9 protein-coding genes and 3 pseudogenes are annotated in these 17396 nt (G+C 66.1%); 9 read left to right on the top strand and 3 right to left on the bottom strand.

Annotated features, from left to right (window positions below; genetic code table 11):
- The first annotated feature begins 230 nt into the window (after nucleotides 1–230).
- The 7 genes and pseudogenes from V5B44_RS02805 to V5B44_RS02780 all read left to right on the top strand — a co-directional run bounded on the left by V5B44_RS02805 (nucleotide 231) and on the right by V5B44_RS02780 (nucleotide 8919).
- Nucleotides 231–3962: a DUF6531 domain-containing protein gene (locus tag V5B44_RS02805; RefSeq protein ID WP_332357583.1), complete on the top strand. Its 3732-nt coding sequence runs from the start codon at nucleotides 231–233 to the stop codon at nucleotides 3960–3962.
- A complete protein-coding gene (locus V5B44_RS02800; RefSeq protein ID WP_332357582.1) occupies nucleotides 3959–5893 on the top strand; it encodes an Ig-like domain-containing protein in 1935 nt (644 codons plus the stop codon). The genes V5B44_RS02805 and V5B44_RS02800 overlap by 4 nt, the downstream gene beginning before the upstream one ends.
- Before the next feature lie 1275 nt (nucleotides 5894–7168).
- Nucleotides 7169–7351: pseudogene (locus tag V5B44_RS02795) on the top strand (Ig-like domain-containing protein); the annotation flags it as partial.
- 304 nt (nucleotides 7352–7655) lie between these two features.
- Nucleotides 7656–7901 (top strand): annotated as a pseudogene (locus V5B44_RS02790) (transposase); the annotation flags it as partial.
- A gap of 173 nt (nucleotides 7902–8074) precedes the next feature.
- Nucleotides 8075–8233 (top strand): annotated as a pseudogene (locus V5B44_RS26540) (hypothetical protein); the annotation flags it as partial.
- Between the two features lie 36 nt (nucleotides 8234–8269).
- The gene (locus V5B44_RS26535; protein WP_434735394.1) at nucleotides 8270–8755 is read left to right on the top strand and encodes a hypothetical protein; all 486 of its coding nucleotides are present in this window, start codon (nucleotides 8270–8272) and stop codon (nucleotides 8753–8755) included.
- Entirely contained in the window at nucleotides 8755–8919 is a 165-nt protein-coding gene (locus V5B44_RS02780; protein WP_332357581.1) for a hypothetical protein, read from the top strand. Before V5B44_RS26535 ends, V5B44_RS02780 begins: the two co-directional genes overlap by 1 nt.
- Nucleotides 8920–8963: 44 nt before the next feature.
- Here the strand turns inward: V5B44_RS02780 and V5B44_RS02775 are convergent, their stop codons facing one another.
- From V5B44_RS02775 to V5B44_RS02765, 3 genes are all read right to left on the bottom strand, one after another.
- On the bottom strand, nucleotides 8964–11291 hold the full coding sequence (locus V5B44_RS02775; RefSeq protein ID WP_332357580.1) for a 2OG-Fe(II) oxygenase: 2328 nt from the start codon (nucleotides 11289–11291) through the stop codon (nucleotides 8964–8966).
- A gap of 226 nt (nucleotides 11292–11517) precedes the next feature.
- The gene (locus V5B44_RS02770) at nucleotides 11518–13608 is read right to left on the bottom strand and encodes a protein kinase domain-containing protein (protein ID WP_332357579.1); all 2091 of its coding nucleotides are present in this window, start codon (nucleotides 13606–13608) and stop codon (nucleotides 11518–11520) included.
- Nucleotides 13601–14473 carry a c-type heme family protein gene (locus tag V5B44_RS02765; RefSeq protein ID WP_332357578.1) on the bottom strand — a complete coding sequence of 291 codons (873 nt, stop codon included), beginning with the start codon at nucleotides 14471–14473 and terminating at the stop codon, nucleotides 13601–13603. The genes V5B44_RS02770 and V5B44_RS02765 overlap by 8 nt, the downstream gene beginning before the upstream one ends.
- Nucleotides 14474–14907: 434 nt before the next feature.
- Between V5B44_RS02765 and V5B44_RS02760 the strand changes: the two genes are divergently transcribed.
- Together V5B44_RS02760 and V5B44_RS02755 are read left to right on the top strand one after the other, a co-directional pair.
- On the top strand, nucleotides 14908–16092 hold the full coding sequence (locus V5B44_RS02760) for an acyl-CoA dehydrogenase (RefSeq protein WP_332357577.1): 1185 nt from the start codon (nucleotides 14908–14910) through the stop codon (nucleotides 16090–16092).
- Between the two features lie 120 nt (nucleotides 16093–16212).
- Nucleotides 16213–17379: an ABC transporter substrate-binding protein gene (locus V5B44_RS02755; RefSeq protein ID WP_332357576.1), complete on the top strand. Its 1167-nt coding sequence runs from the start codon at nucleotides 16213–16215 to the stop codon at nucleotides 17377–17379.
- Nucleotides 17380–17396 lie beyond the last annotated feature (17 nt).

Genomic DNA, 17396 nt, shown 5'->3' with positions numbered 1-17396 from the left:
GAGATGTCGTGCGCAGCTGAACGCAAAAAAGCGGCTGCCCTCTTGCAATTCCCTGGCAGATAAGGTGAAATTCCCGGTGTCGCCTTAGGGTTTTTCCGCTCTGAAGATTGGCCGCTGACAACAGCGAACCGGAGACCGGATACCCTCGGGCTGCTCAACAGCGCCTCAGGGAAAACGCCGCAAACTGCTCACCCACAGGACAGCCAGCTCCAGACGCCAGGACCCCCAGGATGAAGAGACCCCGCGCCCCGTCTCCGACCATACCGCGCTGGCCCCACTGGACCCCCCGTGCCCTTCTCGCCATCGCCGCCCTGCTCGGCGCCCCGGCCGCCTGGAGCGCCACCTGCAGCTACCCCAACTTCGCAATCGGCTTCGAGATCTCCGCTCGCCAGGGCCCTGACAGCACCGGCAAATACCTCTTCGCCGTCTCGCCCCTGCGCTGCAACGCCAGTGGCAGCGTCATCCACGACAGCGGCCTCGGCTTTTCCGACGGCTACGAAATGGGCTGGTACACCCCGACCGCCATCCGGGAAGCCCTCCAGAAATCCTTCCTCTTCAACCTCAAAGCCTTTGAAGGCTGGTGCCGCCTGCACTACCTCGGCATCCACCGGACGTACCGCGGCGAAGTCGCCGGCGTCGACGTCAACCGCTATCCCGTCCAGCCGACGCCCCACCTCGGCGTCTTCCCCAGCCCCCTCCACCTGCCGCTCGGCGACACCCCGCAAACCTACCTGCGCGATGCCGTCGCCGAACTGGACAGTAACCTGTGCCATCTACCGGCCCAGATCAAGGAAGCGCAAAGCTGTATCGGCAACCCCATCGTCCCCGGCCAGGGCTGCAAGCGCCAGCAAGAAACCGACTACCGCGCTGCCGGCACCTCACCACTCGACTTCGTCCGCCACTACGACAGCCAGAACCCCTACCACGACTTCAGCGCACCGCCGCGCCCGCTCGGCAACCGCTGGCGGCACAACCACGAAGTCAGTCTCAACCCCAGCGTCCCCGGCCTCGTCGTCGTCCAGCGCGAAGACGGCCAGATCCACCACTACCGCCAATCCGGCAATGGCCCATGGACCGCCGACGCCGACCTCGTCGGCCAGCTCAGCCAGACCGGCCAAGGCTGGACCTGGCACGGCCCCGACGACGCCCGCGAAACCTTCGACCGCAGCGGCCGCCGCCTCAGCCGCACCCTCGCCGACGGCCGCCGCCTCAGCTACACCTACGACGCAACCGGTCGCCTCAGCGAAGTCAGGGACCCGGCCGACCGCCGCCTGCAACTCACTTACGACCCCGACGGTCGCCTGAGCACCCTCACCGACCCCGCCGGCCAGGCCACCACCTACCGCTACGACCCCGACGGCTCACTCGACACCGTCCGCTACCCCGATCACAGCGAACGACGCTACACCTACACCCAGGTCACCGTCGCCGGCCAGCGCCAACCGGCCCTGCTCACTGGCCTCATCGACGAAAACGCCACCCCCTACGCCAGCTGGACCTACGACGCCAACGCCCGCGCCACCAGCAGCGAACACGCTGGCGGCGTCGACCGGCACCAGCTCACCTACCAAACCAGCGGGGACCAGATCACCGGCGTCACCCTCACCCACCCCCTCAACGCCGTCAGCCAGCACAGCTACCAGGCCATCCTCGGCGTCAACAAAGTCAGCCGCAGCAGCCACCCCCTGCTTCCCGGCCTCAGCCAGACCTACACCTACGACGCCAACGGCAACCTCAGCCGCCGCACCGACTTCAACGGCCGCCTCGACACCACCCAGCACGACCTCAGCCGCAACCTCGAAACCCGCCGCAGCGAAGCCACCGGCCAGGCCGAAATGCGCACCGTCTCCACGCAGTGGCACGCCACCTGGCGCCGCCCCGTCCAGCGGGCCGAACCGAATCGCCTCAGCACCTGGACCTACCACGGCGACCCCCTCGCCGGCAGCCCCGTCAGCTGCGCCCCCGATCCCCAGCCGCTCGCCCTCGTCTGCCAGCACAGCGAACAGGCCACCACCGACACCGACGGCAGCAGCGGCTTCAACGCCACCCTGACCGGCCAGCCCCGCACCTGGACCTACCGCTACAACGAGCAGGGCCAGATCCTCAGCGCCGACGGCCCGCGCATCGACCTCGCCGACCTCAACAGTTACCGCTACTACGACCTCGACGATCCCGACCCCGGCCGGCGCGGCCAGCTCGCCAGCATCACCAACGCCCTCGGACAACGCACCGAGATCACCGCCTACAACGAACATGGCCAGCCGCTCACCCTCATCGACGCCAACGGCAGCGTCACCACGCTCGGCTACGACCCCCGCCAGCGCCTCACCAGCCGCAGCGTCGACGGCGAAGTCACCACCATCACCTACGACCCCGCCGGACAGATCACCCGCATCACCCTCCCCGACGGCAGCCACCTCGACTACACCCGGGACCCCGCGCATCGCCTCACCACCCTCAGCGACGGCCTCGGCAATCAGATCCGCTACACCCTCGACGCCCAGGGCAACCGCCTGCACGAAGCAATCCACGACGCCACCGGCCAGCTCGCCCAGACCCGCCAACGCCTCTACGACAAGCTCGGCCGTCTCGCCCAGGAGATCGGCGCCCGCGGCCAGATCACCGCCTACGAACACGACGCCCAGGGCAACCGTAGCCGCATCACCGACCCGCTCAACCAGCAGACCGTCCTCGCCTACGACGCCCTCGACCGCCTGCGCCAGGTCACCGACGCCGCCGGTGGCCAGACCCACTACCAGTACGACGGCCAGGACCGCCTGCGCCGCGTCACCGACCCGAGAAACCTCGCCACCACCTACACCATCGACGGCCTCGGCAACCGGACACAGCAGCACAGCCCCGACAGTGGCCTGACCAGCAGCCGCCATGACGCCGCCGGCAACGAAATCAGCCGCACCGACGGCAAGGGCCAGACCACCACCTTCGACTACGACGCCCTCAACCGCCTCAGCCGCATCCACTACGCCGACGGCCGGCGCAGCGATGTCCTCTGGGACCAGGGCGCCAACGGCATCGGCCGCCTGAGCCGCATCGAAGACCGGCAGAACGACCAGCTCATCAGCCGTCTCGAGAACACCTACGACCCGCCGGGCCGCCTGATCCGCCAGACCCGCAGCGTCGGCCAGGCGAGCCACACCCTCACCTGGACCTGGTCAGCCGGCCGCCTCACCGGCTTCACCACCGCCAGCGGCCGCCACCTCGCCTACAGCCGCGACAGCAACGGCCGCATCAGCGCAATCCACCTGACCGATAGCGCCCCCGGCGGCGACGGCCGCACGCGGCTGATCGCCAGCGAAATCAGCTATCACCCCTTCGGCGGCGTCCACAGCTACCGCGACGGTGCCGGCCAGAAGCACACCCGCAATCAGGACCAGGACGGCCGTCCGAGCAGCTACACTCTCGGCAACGAGCACTGGCTGCTCAGCCACGATGCCGCCGGCCGCCTCAGCGCCCAGTTCGACGCCGCGCAGGCAGCGCGCAGCGCGACCTACGGCTACGACAGCCTGGACCGCCTGACCAGCGCCAGCCTGCCCCACACCCGCTACGGCTACACCTGGGACGCCACCGGCAACCGTCTGAGTCACACCCTCGGCGGCACGACCCGCTCCTACACCCTCGACCCGGCCAGCAACCGCCTGCAGCGTGTCGACAGCACCCCGCCGAAGCACTACAGCTGGGACGCCAACGGCAGCCTGGTCAGCGATGGAGCCAGCCAGTTCGCCTACGACGGCCAGGGCCGCCTCGCCCAGACCACCACCGCCGCCGGAATCACCCGCTACGAGTACAACGGCCTCGGCGAACGCGTCCGCAAGATCGACGTCACCGACACCGTCTACGGTTACGACCCCGAAGGTCGCCTGATCGCCGAAAGCGCCGCCGACGGCACCGTCCAGCGCGAATACCTGTGGCTCGAAGACCTGCCCGTCGCGGTGCTGCAATGAAGCCGAACGACTGCCTCACCCCCGCAAGCTCCCTGCGCCGGTGGTTTGCCCGCCTGATCGGTGGCCTTTGCTCCCTCTGCCTGGTCCTCCTGGCCGGCCAGGCCTGGGCCACCCCCTGCGACCTCGACCAGGATGGCGACGTCGACCTGGACGATGTTACCCAACTCCAGCGCTCGCTACCGGGCCGTCCCAAGGTCAGCGGCCCGGACGATCCCCGCGACCCGGATCGCAACGGCCGCATTGACATTCTCGATGCCCGCGTCTGCGTCCTGCGCTGTACGCTACCTCGTTGCGCCCGCGTCAGCCCGACGCCACCGACCGTCAGCCTCACCGCGCCGGTCGCTGACGCACGCTACCTCGCGCCGGCGACGATCACGCTGGCGGCGGATGCCAGCGGCGCCACGCCGGTGACCCGGGTCGAGTTCCTGGCCGACGCAACGGTCATCGCCACCGTCGGCAACAGCCCTTATACGGTCGACTGGCCGAACGTCGCGGCGGGGACTTACCAGCTGAGCGCGCGGGCGACCGACCGTGCCGGCGCGGCGACGACCAGCGGCGCGCGCCGGATCATTGTCGACAGCCACAACACGCCGCCGACGGTCAGTCTCACCGCACCGCTCGACGGCGCGGCCTATCCCCTGTCAGCGACCGTGACCCTGATGGCGACGGCCAGCGACGTGGAAGTCAACACCCCGATCAGCCGGGTGGACTTCTACCACGGTCAGACGCTGATCGGCGGCAGCACGACGGCTCCCTACCGTCTTGACTGGACGCCGCCCGCGGCGGGGGTCTACCGCCTCACCGCCCGGGCGACCGACAGCGCCGGCGCGACGACCATCAGCGCGGCGCACGACCTCACCGTCCAGGGCAACCTGCCACCGACGGTGAGCCTGACGAGCCCGGGGGCCAACCAGAGTTTCATGGCGCCGGCGACCGTCACGCTCACCGCTGACGCGAACGATCCCGACGGGGTGGCCCGGGTCGACTTCTTCCACGGGGCGACGCTGATCGGCAGCGCGGTGAGCAGTCCGTACCGCGTCGCCTGGAACCACGTTCCAGCCGGCCGCTACCTCCTGACCGCGCAGGCGACCGACCGTCTTGGGGCGAGCCAAACCAGCGCGGCGGTGCCGATCACGGTCAATGCGCCGGCCAGCGCCGGCCTGACGATCCTCTATCTGCACGCGGACCATCTCGGGACACCGCGCGTCGCGACGGACGAGAGCCAGACCGTCGTCTGGCGCAACCCGCCCACCACCGAGCCCTTCGGCATGGCCTTGCCGGAGGAGGACCCCGATGGCGACGGCCGGGTCACGACCATCAACCTGCGTTTCCCGGGGCAGTACTTCGACCAGGAGACGCAGGCGCACTACAACTACTTCAGGGATCATTACTTCCCGGAACTGGGAAGGTATGGGCAGAGTGATCCGATTGGGTTGGCGGGGGGGATCAATACTTACGGCTATGCCAAAGGGAAACCGCTCAGTTATAGTGATCCTTTGGGGCTGTGGGTCTATGGGGTCTACAACAACGCCACTGGGCAAATAAATATCAACGACTTGGAGACCGGTCAATCAATATCGGGACCGTTTGTCTCAGGCGGGCGTCCTTTTGGAGATGCGATTCCCAATGGCATTTACGACATTCTGCAGCATCCAGACTCTGATTTCTACCGCTTGGAGCCTGTAGATGACTCCTATGGTGACGATACCAGTGATCGGACCGCGCGGAACAACTTCCGATTGCACCGGCCGGGTCGGACTATTGGCTGTATCGCGGCTGAGGACGTCGACAACTGGACTCAGGTACGAGATCTAATTCGCCAGACCCAAACTGATCATGTAACCGTCCAAAGTAAGTCACGACGTCCATGGTCGCCATCGACTGAGCAACTGAGGCGGTATGGGCGAATCGTTGTGATCAATTCGAATTGAGCGGAAGACGATGACGGTGCCGAGTTCTCTCCGGCTATTCGGCCTTTGTGGCCTTGTGCTGGCATCATTTCAACTTGTCCTGGTTCTGGAACGAGCCGGAGCTGCGTTGTTCAAAGCGTACAAGTTTGGTTTCGATGGCGCTTCACCCATCATCCTGAACAGGGAGACAGTCCTTTTTTTCTTCGTCGTAGCAACCGTGTTTTTGGTCATTTGCCTCCTTGGCATTCTGGTATCCAAAAAGCAGGACCCTTGTGCTGAGAAGCTTTTTCGTGCATCCGTTGCCCTCAATATCACGGGAGCAGTGATCGTCACCCTTCTGCTCGTGAGTTCATTTGCTCGTATGTCCCCGTAATTCCGTTGAGGATATCCGTCGTGATGGTCGGGGCGTCATTCTTCGGTTGACGCCGGCCGAAGAAACCTGGTTGGTCGCTTGCTTGTGTCGTGAGCAACGGTCGTACAGCAGCGTCACGAACAACTGCGGTAATCCCTGGCTGTGTTGTTTGGAAGCGTTGAACCTAGTCGACGCAAAGGACAAGAGGCGCGTTCTCCCGAGTGATGTCATGGATATCATTGAAAGGTCTCCGCGTGCCGATGGTCAGACGGCGTATGAGGCCCCAGGTAACAGAACTTTCGCCATACCTCCGGTTCGGCCGATCTTCGACGCCATTCGGCGTCGATTCGGGGAATGAGATGCGCGTCTCATTGTTTCTGATACTCACTGCCTCGCTGTGCGGCTGTAGTGATTCCGGTTCAAGAACGGAGGTCATTTCATTGATCGCGATCGAAGAGGTACAACTAGTTGATCCAGATACTGTAGCTGGTCGGTCGATCCAGGTCCTTGGAACGTTACCGGCTGGAAGCAGCCTGCCCGTCCTGGGATGCAGACCACGCAAGAGCGATATTGACGTCCTTGTCCTTCACGACGGCAAGACAGCAGTAGCGTGGCAAGGCAAGTACACACTGAGTCGCCGGCTCGCAGATCTGAGCAAAGACCGGCCAGCGATCGTAACCCGATCATGCTGGGGCCTGTTGAGTGGCCAAGAACATTCGTAATTGCGGTGACAGTATGCTAATTAACCGTGACGATATGCACTGCGCGAAACGCCTGTGACCCACGTCGAGTTCCTGGCCAACACCACGGCCATCGCCACCGCCGGCGACAGTCCTTAGGCCGCCGACTCGCCGAACGCCACGGCCGAGGCTTACGACCTGGCCGCCCGGGCCACCGACAGCGCGGCGCACGACATTACCGTCCAGGGCAACCGTCCGCCGACGGTGAGCCTGACGAGCCCGGGGGCCAACCAGAGTTTCACGGCGCCGGCAACCGTCACGCTCACCGCTGACGCGAACGATCCCGACGGGGTGGCCCGGGTCGACTTCTTCCACGGTGCGACGTTGATCGGCAGCGCGGTGAGCAGTCCGTACCGCGTCGTCTGGAACCTCGTTCCTGCCAGCCGCTACCTCCTGACCGCGCAGGCGACCGACCGTCTTGGGGCGAGCCAGACCAGCGCGGCGGTACCGATCACGGTCAATGCGCCGGCCAGCGCCGCACTGACGATCCTCTATCTGCACGCCGACCATCTCGGGACGCCGCGCGTCGCGACCGACGAGAGCCAGACCGTCGTCTGGCGCAACCCGCCCACGATCGAGCCCTTCGGCATGGTGCTGCCGGAAGAGGACCCCGATGGCCACGGCCGGGTCACGACGATTCACCTGCGTTTCCCGGGGCAATACTTCGACCAGGAGACGCAGGCGCACTACACTTGCTCAATGGGCGGAAGACAATCTGCCCGAGGGCTTTACAGCGTTCGATTCGCCTCACGCGCAACGTATGCGTCTGCGCACGACCAACGGTCTCGAACGGATCAACCGCGAGATCAAACGCCGGACCCGCGTGGCATCCATCTTTCCGAACACGGCATCCTGCCTGCGCCTTGTCTCCGCGCTTCTGGCAGAATGCGACGAGGAATGGATGACCGGGAAAATCTATCTCAACCTGCAACCGTGATTACCTCACCCGAAATAAATCGCCTCGCGCCGATTTACAGAAAAGAAGTTACACTGCCCGATCCCGACGGGGTGGCCCGGGTCGACTTCTTCCACGGCGCGACGCTGATCAGCAGTGCGGTGAGCAGTCCGTACCGCGTCGTCTGAAACGACGTTGCCGCCGGTAGCTACCTCCTGACCGCGCAGGCCACCGACCGTCTCGGGGCGAGCCAGAGCAGTGGCGCGGTACCTATCACGGTCAACGCTGCCGCCAGCGCCGGACTGACGATCCTCTATCTGCACGCGGACCATCTCGGGACACCGCGCGTCGCGACGGACGAGAGCCAGACCGTCGTCTGGCGCAACCCGCCCACCACCGAGCCCTTCGGCATGGCCTTGCCGGAGGAGGACCCCGATGGCGACGGCCGGCTGACGACGATCAACCTGCGCTTCCCGGGGCAGTACTTCGACCCGGAAACGCAGGCGCACTACAACTACTTCAGGGATCATTACTTCCCGGAGCTGGGGAGACCCCAACCCCGATACAAGACCACGACGGTCTGCCCGCGCCATTCCTTGACAGCCTGGACAGAGCAGCACAGGCTCAACCCTAGGCCAGAAGGAGAGGAGTCCGTCATGATCAATGAACGCCACGTTTCCCTGTTTCGCAATGGGCGCAACCAGGCCATCCCGATTCCGCGCGAATTCGAACTGGCAGGTACCGAAGCGATTATCCGCAAGGAAGGCGAGCGTCTGATCGTTGAGCCGGTACCACCCCGCAAGCAGTTGCTGGCACTGCTGGCAGGCTGGGAGCCGCGGGACGAGGAATTTCCCGACGTCGCCGACCTGCCGCCGGCACCCGAGGACGCGTTCTGATGCCAGCGCGCTACCTGCTCGACACCAACATTCTGTCGCAACTGATCCGGGCTCCCCGCGGACCGGTCACGCAACGCCTGGCCCGGCTGGAGTCCGAGGAGATCTGCACCATGCACCAGGACCGTGGTCGCCTGCAAGCTGCGCCATGGCGCCGCGCGGCGTGACTCTCCACCTCTGACACAAAAGGTCGAAGACCTGCTCGCCCGCATCATTGCCCGGGTGGCTGAAGCAAGCGCGCCTGGTCTTCCAGGTCCTTCTGCCGTTGCACAACGCGCCGCTCGAAGCTCGCCTGGTTCTTGGTGCAGACCAGCGCATGCGGGCTGCCACGACGCTCGGTCTCGTGGCTAACATCGCAGTGGTCGCGACGGATCGAATACTCGACGTGGCTTCGATGCTGCTGCGCGGCCTTCAAGACCCAGACGGAGCGCAGCGGGTCAGCGAGAAACGCCGCGAGATCCCGGCAGTAAGCACAACTGCAATCGACACGGCTTTCGCGAGCGAAGTCGACTGGCGGGACCAGCGGCTGGGCGATTCGTCGCGCAAGATGATCCAGACAATGATCTCGTAGCCGCCGCGTCGGCGGCCAGTCGCTCGCTGGCCAGCCCTGCTCGGTCAGCAGGCAGGTGGCAGGGACGAGAATGGTGTCGACGGCGAAGGGGTCAGGCCAGTTCAGCAGATGGTCCACCGCCTGCTCGCCAAGCGATCGGACGCCGAGATGGCAAAGCGCGGTCAGCAGGTCGACGACGAGAGCCGGTGTCACCGGCAAGGGGCGTTGCCAGCCTGCCATTGGAATCGCCGCCGCCGGGTCTCCCGGCAGCGCGGCAAGCAGAGTTTGCGCAGCGGGTTCGAGCAGCTCGCTAGAACAACCCGCGCCGGCGGCCGAACGGGCGAGGAATCGCGCCGCCATCCGTTGCAGCAGCTCGGCGCAGGCGGTGATCTGCCGCGGCGCATTTCGGGCGATGATGCGCTGGACGAGCTCGGCGGCCCGCTCTGCCGGGAGCAGCATCGCGGCGTCGGCCAGCGCCTCGTTGTCGCCGGCGTCGTAGCAGCCCTCGGCGCTGACTTCGGCGAGTAAGGCTTCAATATTGCGGGCATCTTCCGTCCGGCGCAGCGTCGTCAGCAGCGGAGCGGCGTTTCCTGTCGGGCTGGACGACAGCCAGCCGGAAGTGGGCCAGTCTTCCCGCCGCGCGATGATCAGCCGGGCGAGTTGCTGCGCCTCGTGCCATAACGGTGACGCCTGACCGCCGCCGTACTCGACCCAGCGCTCGGTCAGCGCTGCCAGGTAGGGCAGCGACACCCCGTGGCCGGCGGCGGCGATCACCTGCAGTTTGCCGGCTTGTGGCCAGAGCACCAGAGCGGCTCGCCGATAGCTGCGCTCGAAGCTCGCGCCCTCGTTCCCGGTGGCTTCGAAGAAGTGCTGTTCGTCGGGCTCCTCGTCCTCCATCGCGCCCGGCGGGCAGAGTTCCGCGTCGGCGAATGACATTTCGCCGAGACTCGGGCGGCTGCCGTCGGGCGCTTGCCAGCCGGAGAGCGTACTCGCACTGTCGCTGATCTCGAGCACCTCGAAATCATCGTCGTCCGGCTCCGAATGGCGCCTGCCACGCGACCACGAACCGTAGTACTCGGCACTGCCACTTTCCCTGATCGCCAGAAAGGCAAGGTAGACTTCGCAATTCGCCCGGCCGGCGGCGCTGACGAGTACCGAGGCAACCGCGGCATCGGCGCCCTTGAGCGTCCGAAAGCCGATTTCTGCCGGCGTGTAGGCATGCTCGAGCGGATAGATCAGCTTGCTCGGGGACGATCGCTCGGCTGCGGCCGGCTCGGCGTCCCAACTTCGGAGGAGATCGCTGATCCGCTCGATCTCTGCATCGTACGCCGGCGGCCCGAGCGGTCGGCCCGAGCCCTGGCGAATCAGGTTGTAGACCAGGACCAACCGGCAGCCGGCAGTAATCGGGCGGACCTCGTGCCGGCAGTCGGCGTAGAAAGCGGCGTAAGCGACTTCCGACGGCTCCGGCGAAGAGAGGTCGAGGCAGACCTCGCGCTCGCGGTGGCGGATGCACAGCTCGCCGCCGGTGTAGATCGACGGCAGGACGACCACCAGGGTGGCGAACATCCCCGGCGCCTTTTCGGTATCACGATGACTGACGAAAAAACTGCCGGTATCGTAGACCAGCAGCTTGTACAACTCGGCCGAGACGGGTTCGCTGACACCCAGACCGGCTTTGCAGCGCGCGACGATATCGGCCAGGTGCTTGTCCCAGTGACGTCCGCCGAGGTGCACACGGTCGGCACCGATCTGCCACGTCCGGCGCACTGCGGTGTCGATCAGGGTATCGCCACCCCGGCCATACGGCGCCTGTTCGGCGACGGCGACAAGCGCTTCGGCCTGTGCCGGCAACAGCGGCAGCGCAATGAGGCCGACACCGTCCACTTCCAGCCGCGGCGCGAAGATCTCGCAGCGGCCGGTGGTGGAGAAATCACCAGGGCGGCAGACGTTCTTGAGGATGTCGGCGAGGTTGCGGGTAAGGTGGGTCATGGCTTGAGATGTTGCGGATGAGAATGGGATCGAGGGCTTCGGGCTGTTGCGCCCGGCACGTCAGGCACGCTGTGCCGTATTCCGACAGGCTCGCGGCAGCGCGATGAGGATGGACGCGGACGAGCCCGAGGTCGAGTGCGGCGGTTTGGTCCGGCTGTCGCTGGTCCAGCAGTCGCCGCGTGACATGCGGTGAGGACCTTGGCACCGCCCGTATCGCCGCCCCCATTCAGCCGACGCCCGCCTCCCTGAGGAAATGCTGCCGCTGCTCTGCGCTATCGATGTGCCTGGCCAGCGCCCGGCAGAGGACATCGAGGTCGCCGCCCTGGCTGGCCTCGCGGCGCAGCAGCACCTTGGCCATCGGGCCGATGTAACGGGCAAAGAGCTTGCCAATGCGATCGAGGTCTGCATCGGAAAACAACACACCGGTCGGCAACCCGGAAGCTGCGGCAGTCACCGGCGCCGAAGGCGACGCGTGCAAAGAGGCAGCCGCGACCCGGGCGCTGTTTGGCCCTGCCCCGGTCGAGTGCGGCTGCGCAGGGAGCGCCACGCCGGCGAGGAATGCAGCCCGGGCTGCCGGATCGGGGATCATCGCCGCCAGCAGGCGATGCAGTTCTTCGCGACTCGCGGCGCGGGGCAGCGTCTTGCGCACGAGGATCCGGGCCAGCGGACCGATGTGCCGCGTGAGCAGTCGCTCGGCAGTGTCGGCGACCTCGGGCGAGATGTCCGAGCCGGTCGTTGACAGATGACCGCCCGAGACCGGATGCGATGATGCGGCCATCTGGCTGTCGCCGGTATAGTGGTAGAGATCGTGCTCCCGGTCCTGCGGGTCGCGGCGCTGGCCGAGGAGGCTGAAGCCGGCGGAGGCGCTGCGTCCGAGTTGGGCGATGAGTTCGACGTAGGCGCGGGTGACCAGCACCTGCCCAGGCTCGGACAAGCGCATGACGCGGAAAGCCGTGGCGACGCCGTCGCCGAGCAAGCGCGAGCGTCCGCTTGGCGCTGGTTGCACCAGCACCGGCCCGAGATTGATCCCGATCTGCAGCCCGAGCCCTCGTTCGGTCGCCGACGCGCCCAAAAGCGTGGCAGTGCGAAGTGCATCCTCGGGATCGCCAACGTAGCAGACGGCACAGCCTTCGCGGGTGTTCGCCGCCAGGCGACTACTCGCCGGAACCGTGGCGACCGCCTGGCTGACGATCGTCGCCAGCCGGCTGCGTTGCTCCTGGTGCTCGGCCTCGTCAGGGGGGTCGGCGACAGCCACGTCGGCGAACAGGACGGCACCGATGAAGCTGCAGCCCTCGGCCAGCGAGATGCCGGCGGGCGGCTGCGTCGCCGCCGGCCCCCGCGGAGCGCCGGCCAGTGGCGGCGCATCGCCACCCGCCGCCGGCAGACAGGCACGGCGAAAATCCGCCACGCGCAGCGGGCGCTGGTTCTCGTCCGGCGTCAGCGCCCAGTCGATGGCTCGGAGCATCGCCTTGCCGAACACCTCCGGCTTGCCGATCGCCGACGCGGCGGGCATTGGATCCTCGCGCAGGCGCGCCAGGCTCTCGGTTGGCAGTTGGCCGGTGACCAGCCAGTACATCACGCCGGCCAGGGCGTAGAGGTCGGTCCATGGCCCCTGCTTGCCGTCCGGCTGATACTGCTCGGCGGGGGCAAAGCCGGGCGTGACCACCGCAGTCAGCAAGTGCTCTTGCCCCGCCAGGCCAAGACGGCGCGCGGAGCCGAAGTCGAGCAGCACCGGCGAGCCGTCGGCCCGGATGTAGATGTTGCGCGGCTTGATGTCGCGGTGCAGAAAACCCGTGTTGTGGATGGTCTCGAGACCATCGAGCAGTGGCCGCACGATGCGCAGCAGCGTCGCGCTGTCGAGCGCCGGATGGCCGGCCAGCCATTGGTCCAGCGGCTCGCCGCTTTCGTACTCCATGACCATGTAGGCGGTATCGTTGGCGCGGAAATAGCGGAGCACGCGCACGATGCCCGGATGGTGGAAACTGGCGAGCGCCCGGCATTCGAGCAGGAAGCGCTCCAGCCCCCACCCGAACGACTTGGCGCTAGCGCCGGAATGCGGACGTACGGCGAGGCCGGGATCGCGTCCGGCCATTTCCCGCGGCAGGTATTCCTTGATCGCCACCGGGCAGTCGAGGTGGGTGTCGTGGGCCAGGTAGGTGATGCCGAAGCCGCCGCAGCCAAGGACCCGGTCGATACGGTACTCGTTGATCGCATAGCCCGCCGGCAGGGCCAGCAGGTCGCCGCCGGCAGGACGCTGCTCGTCGGTTGCCTTGCTCGGCGGCCTGTCGGTCGACTCGCTCACCGGCCGCTCAGCCATCGATCATCTGCATCGCCTTTTCCAGGCTGCGACGCATGCGGTTGAAGGATCTGGCAAGCACGGCAACCTCGTCATTGCCCGTCTCGGCAAACTCCGGCTGGTCGAAATCGCCGGTACTGATCTTGTCCGCCGCCGCCGACATGCGCGACACCGGGCGGATGATCAGCCACGAGAGCAGCAGGTTGAGAGCGACGAAGACCGCCGCGAACACCGCCGCCAGCGAGATCATGAAGGTCCGGAAGGCCTGCGCGGCGTTCGCCAGCGGCACCGACATCGGCACCGAGACCACCTGCGCACCGACCACCTCGTCGAGCTTCCAGCCGAAGCCGTTGGCCGAGCCGTAGATCCTGATCATCGACGGCGGCGCGGCGTTCGGCGTGCTGTGGCACTGCAGGCAGGCCGGCGACTCGATGCGGATCGGATGCGCAATGTAGAGCACCGGACCGGTCGGCGTTTCCCGCTGACCGGTGATTTCCCTGCGCCCGCCGTCGTTGCGAAAACTGTGGATCAGATCCGCCTCCCAGTCGGCAGGCCGGTCGCGCAGATTGGTCGGATTGAGTGTCGCTTCCTTGTAGGCGTAGTTGCTGTACTTCTTGCGCAGCTCGTTGAGCGTCTCGGTGGCGGCAAAGGCCGGCACTGTCTGGGGCAGGAACTGCCTGTCCATCTGGTCGATCAGATGCGGCCGAACCTTGTCGACAGTGTAGCCGCGCACGGCCAGCGCAGCCTCCATTACCAGGCGTGCCTCGCCGAGTACCTGCGCGCGCGCATGCCGGTCAAGCAGCGTGCGCGAGACATAGCCGGCAACGGCAAAGCCGGCCAGGAAGACAGCGAACAACACCAGGTTGAACTTCAGTCGCAGACCCATCGAGACACCTCCCAGTCAGGACCGTCACGGCCACAGCGGGAAGACGGCTGCGTAGCGGCAGCGTCTACCGGCTTCCCCTCCCCTGCGTCGCCGCCATCCCGCCGCCGACGCCGCGAGTATCCCGACCTTGCCGCCGCGAGTCAATCGCCCTGCCTTGCAACGTCCTGAGCAAACCGTCATGCCGGCGCCGGCAGCCTTCTGATCCGTGGACCCCTGGTTCCCGAAAACATTCGCGCCAACGCGGTGATTCCCCCGGGCCGCTGCTTTCGCGAGGGGAAAATGACAGCGTCCGACCTGGGAGACGGGTCGGGTGCTTCGAGCACAAGTCAGCGCTGCGGGACCGCGGTTGGCGAAGTTTTCGCCGAGCGCAGTGAGCTTTGCTTACAATCCCCGCTGTCACCAGGCCGGTGGCAAGAACAGGCAAGGAAAAGTGAATGGCGAAGGCGGCGAAGGCGAGATTCTGCTGGCAAGACCCCCTCCTCCTCGAGGCACAGCTGAACGAGGACGAGCGCCTGCTGCGTGATGCGGCGCGCGACTACTGCCAGGGCAGTCTCCTGCCGCGCGTGCAGGAGTCCTTCCGGCACGAGCGAAGCGATCCGGCAATCTACCCTGAAATGGGTGAAATGGGCCTGCTCGGTCCGACGATTCCGGCCGAGTATGGCGGCGCCGGGCTCAACTACGTCAGCTATGGCCTGGTCGCCCGCGAAGTCGAGCGCGTCGATTCGGGTTATCGCTCGATGATGAGCGTGCAGTCCTCGCTGGTGATGCTGCCGATCTTCCAGTTCGGCAGCGAAGTACAGCGTCGCCGGTACCTGCCGAAACTGGCGACGGGTGAATGGATTGGCTGCTTCGGCCTGACCGAGCCCAACCACGGATCGGATCCCGGCAGCATGGAAAGCCGCGCGCGCGCGGTGGACGGCGGTTATCTGCTCTCCGGCAGGAAGATGTGGATCACCAACTCGCCGATTGCCGACGTCTTCATCGTCTGGGCCAAGGACGATGCGGGGTCGATTCGCGGTTTCGTGCTCGACCGGGAGATGCCCGGACTGTCGACCCCGACGATCCACGGCAAGGTCGGGCTGCGTACTTCGATCACCGGCGAGATCGTGATGGACGAGGTCTTCGTGCCCGAGGAAAACGCTTTCCCGGAAGTGCGGGGACTCAAGGGACCGTTCACCTGCCTCGACTCGGCGCGCTACGGCATTGCCTGGGGGGCGCTCGGTGCCGCCGAGTTCTGCTGGCACACGGCGCGCCAGTACACGCTCGACCGCAGACAGTTTGGTCGTCCGCTCGCCGCCAACCAGCTGGTGCAGAAAAAGCTGGCCGACATGCAGACCGAGATCACCCTCGGCCTGCAGGGTTGCCTGCGCCTCGGGCGAATGAAGGACGAGGGCACGGCGGCGGTCGAGATCACCTCGATCATGAAGCGCAACTCCTGCGGCAAGGCGCTCGACATCGCCCGCACGGCACGCGACATGCTTGGCGGCAACGGGATATCGGACGAATTCGGCGTCATCCGTCATCTGGTCAACCTCGAGGTGGTCAACACCTACGAGGGAACGCACGACGTGCATGCGCTGATCCTTGGCCGCGCGCAAACCGGCATCGCGGCCTTCTGACCGGCCGACCGTACCGACTGCGCGGCATCGGCGGCAGGCGCCAGCCGACCGCGTGGAGACCGACAGCGCCCGCTTCCTGAGCTAGAATCCGTGCCATTGCGAACCTTCCCGGAGATCCCGATGTTGCGTCACGTCGCTGCCTTCACCGCCGCCCTGCTGCTCGCCAGTTCCCTGCACGCGGCCGATCGGATCAAGGTCGGGCTGCTTTCGACGCTCTCCGGCGCCGGCGCCGGCCTCGGCGTCGACATCCGCGACGGCTTCAACCTGGCGGTCAAGCAGCTCAACGGTCAGTTGGGCGGCCTGCCGGCCGAAGTGATCATCGCCGACGACCAGCAGAGCCCGGACGTTGCCAGGCAGATGACGGACAAGTTCCTGAAGAAAGACAAGGTTGATTTCATGACCGGTATCGTTTTCTCGAACATCATGCTCGCTGTCGGGCCGACGGTGTTCGAGAACCAGACCTTCTACATCTCAGCCAATGCCGGCCCGTCGCAGTACGCCGGCGAGCAATGCAACCCCTACTTCTTCAACGTCGCCTGGCAGAACGACAACCTGCACGAAGCCGTCGGCAAGTACGTCCAGGACAAGGGTTTCAGGAAGCTGGTGATCGTCACCCCGAACTATCCCGGCGGCAAGGACGCCGTCGCCGGCTTCCGGCGCTACTACAAGGGGATGGTCGCCGAGGAGATTTACACCCGGCTCGGGCAACTCGACTACGCTGCCGAACTCGCGCAGGTGCGCGCCATCAAGCCGGATGCGCTGTTCTTCTTCCTGCCCGGCGGCATGGGCATCAACTTCGTCAAGCAGTTCGTCGCCGCCGGCCTGTCGCGCGACACGCAGCTTTTCGCGCCCGGTTTCTCGGCCGACGAGGACGTGATCAAGGCAGTCGGCCCGGCGATGATGGGCATGTTCAATTCTTCGCACTGGGCGCACGACATGGACAACCCGGAAAACCGGCGCTTCGTCGCCGATTTCCAGAAGGAATACGGCCGCCTGCCCTCGCTCTACGCCTCGCAAGGCTACGACGCGGCCCGGCTGATGGACGCCGCCGTGCGTGACGTGCAGGGCAAGGTCGAGAACAAGGCGGCGCTGAGGAAGGCGCTGGAGGCCAAGCGCTTCAAGTCGGTCCGTGGCGAGTTCCGGTTCAACAGCAACCACTACCCGGTGCAGAACTACTACCTGCGGGTGATCGGCAAGGACGCCAGCGGCCGCGTCACCAACAAGAGCATGGGGACGATTTTCACCAATCATTCGGACGCCTATGTCGGGCAGTGCAGGATGAAGTGAAAGCCTGCTCGCCAACA

This window comes from Candidatus Accumulibacter necessarius (assembly GCF_036625085.1).
This window is presented reverse-complemented; position numbering and strand designations above follow the sequence as displayed.

Coding starts and splice junctions, on each gene's coding strand:
- V5B44_RS26535 (WP_434735394.1), top strand. CDS start 8,270: ATGGCCTTGCCGGAGGAGGACCCCGATGGCGACGGCCGGCTGACGACG.
- V5B44_RS02760 (WP_332357577.1), top strand. CDS start 14,908: ATGGCGAAGGCGGCGAAGGCGAGATTCTGCTGGCAAGACCCCCTCCTC.
- V5B44_RS02780 (WP_332357581.1), top strand. CDS start 8,755: ATGCCAGCGCGCTACCTGCTCGACACCAACATTCTGTCGCAACTGATC.
- V5B44_RS02800 (WP_332357582.1), top strand. CDS start 3,959: ATGAAGCCGAACGACTGCCTCACCCCCGCAAGCTCCCTGCGCCGGTGG.
- V5B44_RS02775 (WP_332357580.1), bottom strand. CDS start 11,291: ATGACCCACCTTACCCGCAACCTCGCCGACATCCTCAAGAACGTCTGC.
- V5B44_RS02770 (WP_332357579.1), bottom strand. CDS start 13,608: ATGGCTGAGCGGCCGGTGAGCGAGTCGACCGACAGGCCGCCGAGCAAG.
- V5B44_RS02765 (WP_332357578.1), bottom strand. CDS start 14,473: ATGGGTCTGCGACTGAAGTTCAACCTGGTGTTGTTCGCTGTCTTCCTG.
- V5B44_RS02805 (WP_332357583.1), top strand. CDS start 231: ATGAAGAGACCCCGCGCCCCGTCTCCGACCATACCGCGCTGGCCCCAC.
- V5B44_RS02755 (WP_332357576.1), top strand. CDS start 16,213: ATGTTGCGTCACGTCGCTGCCTTCACCGCCGCCCTGCTGCTCGCCAGT.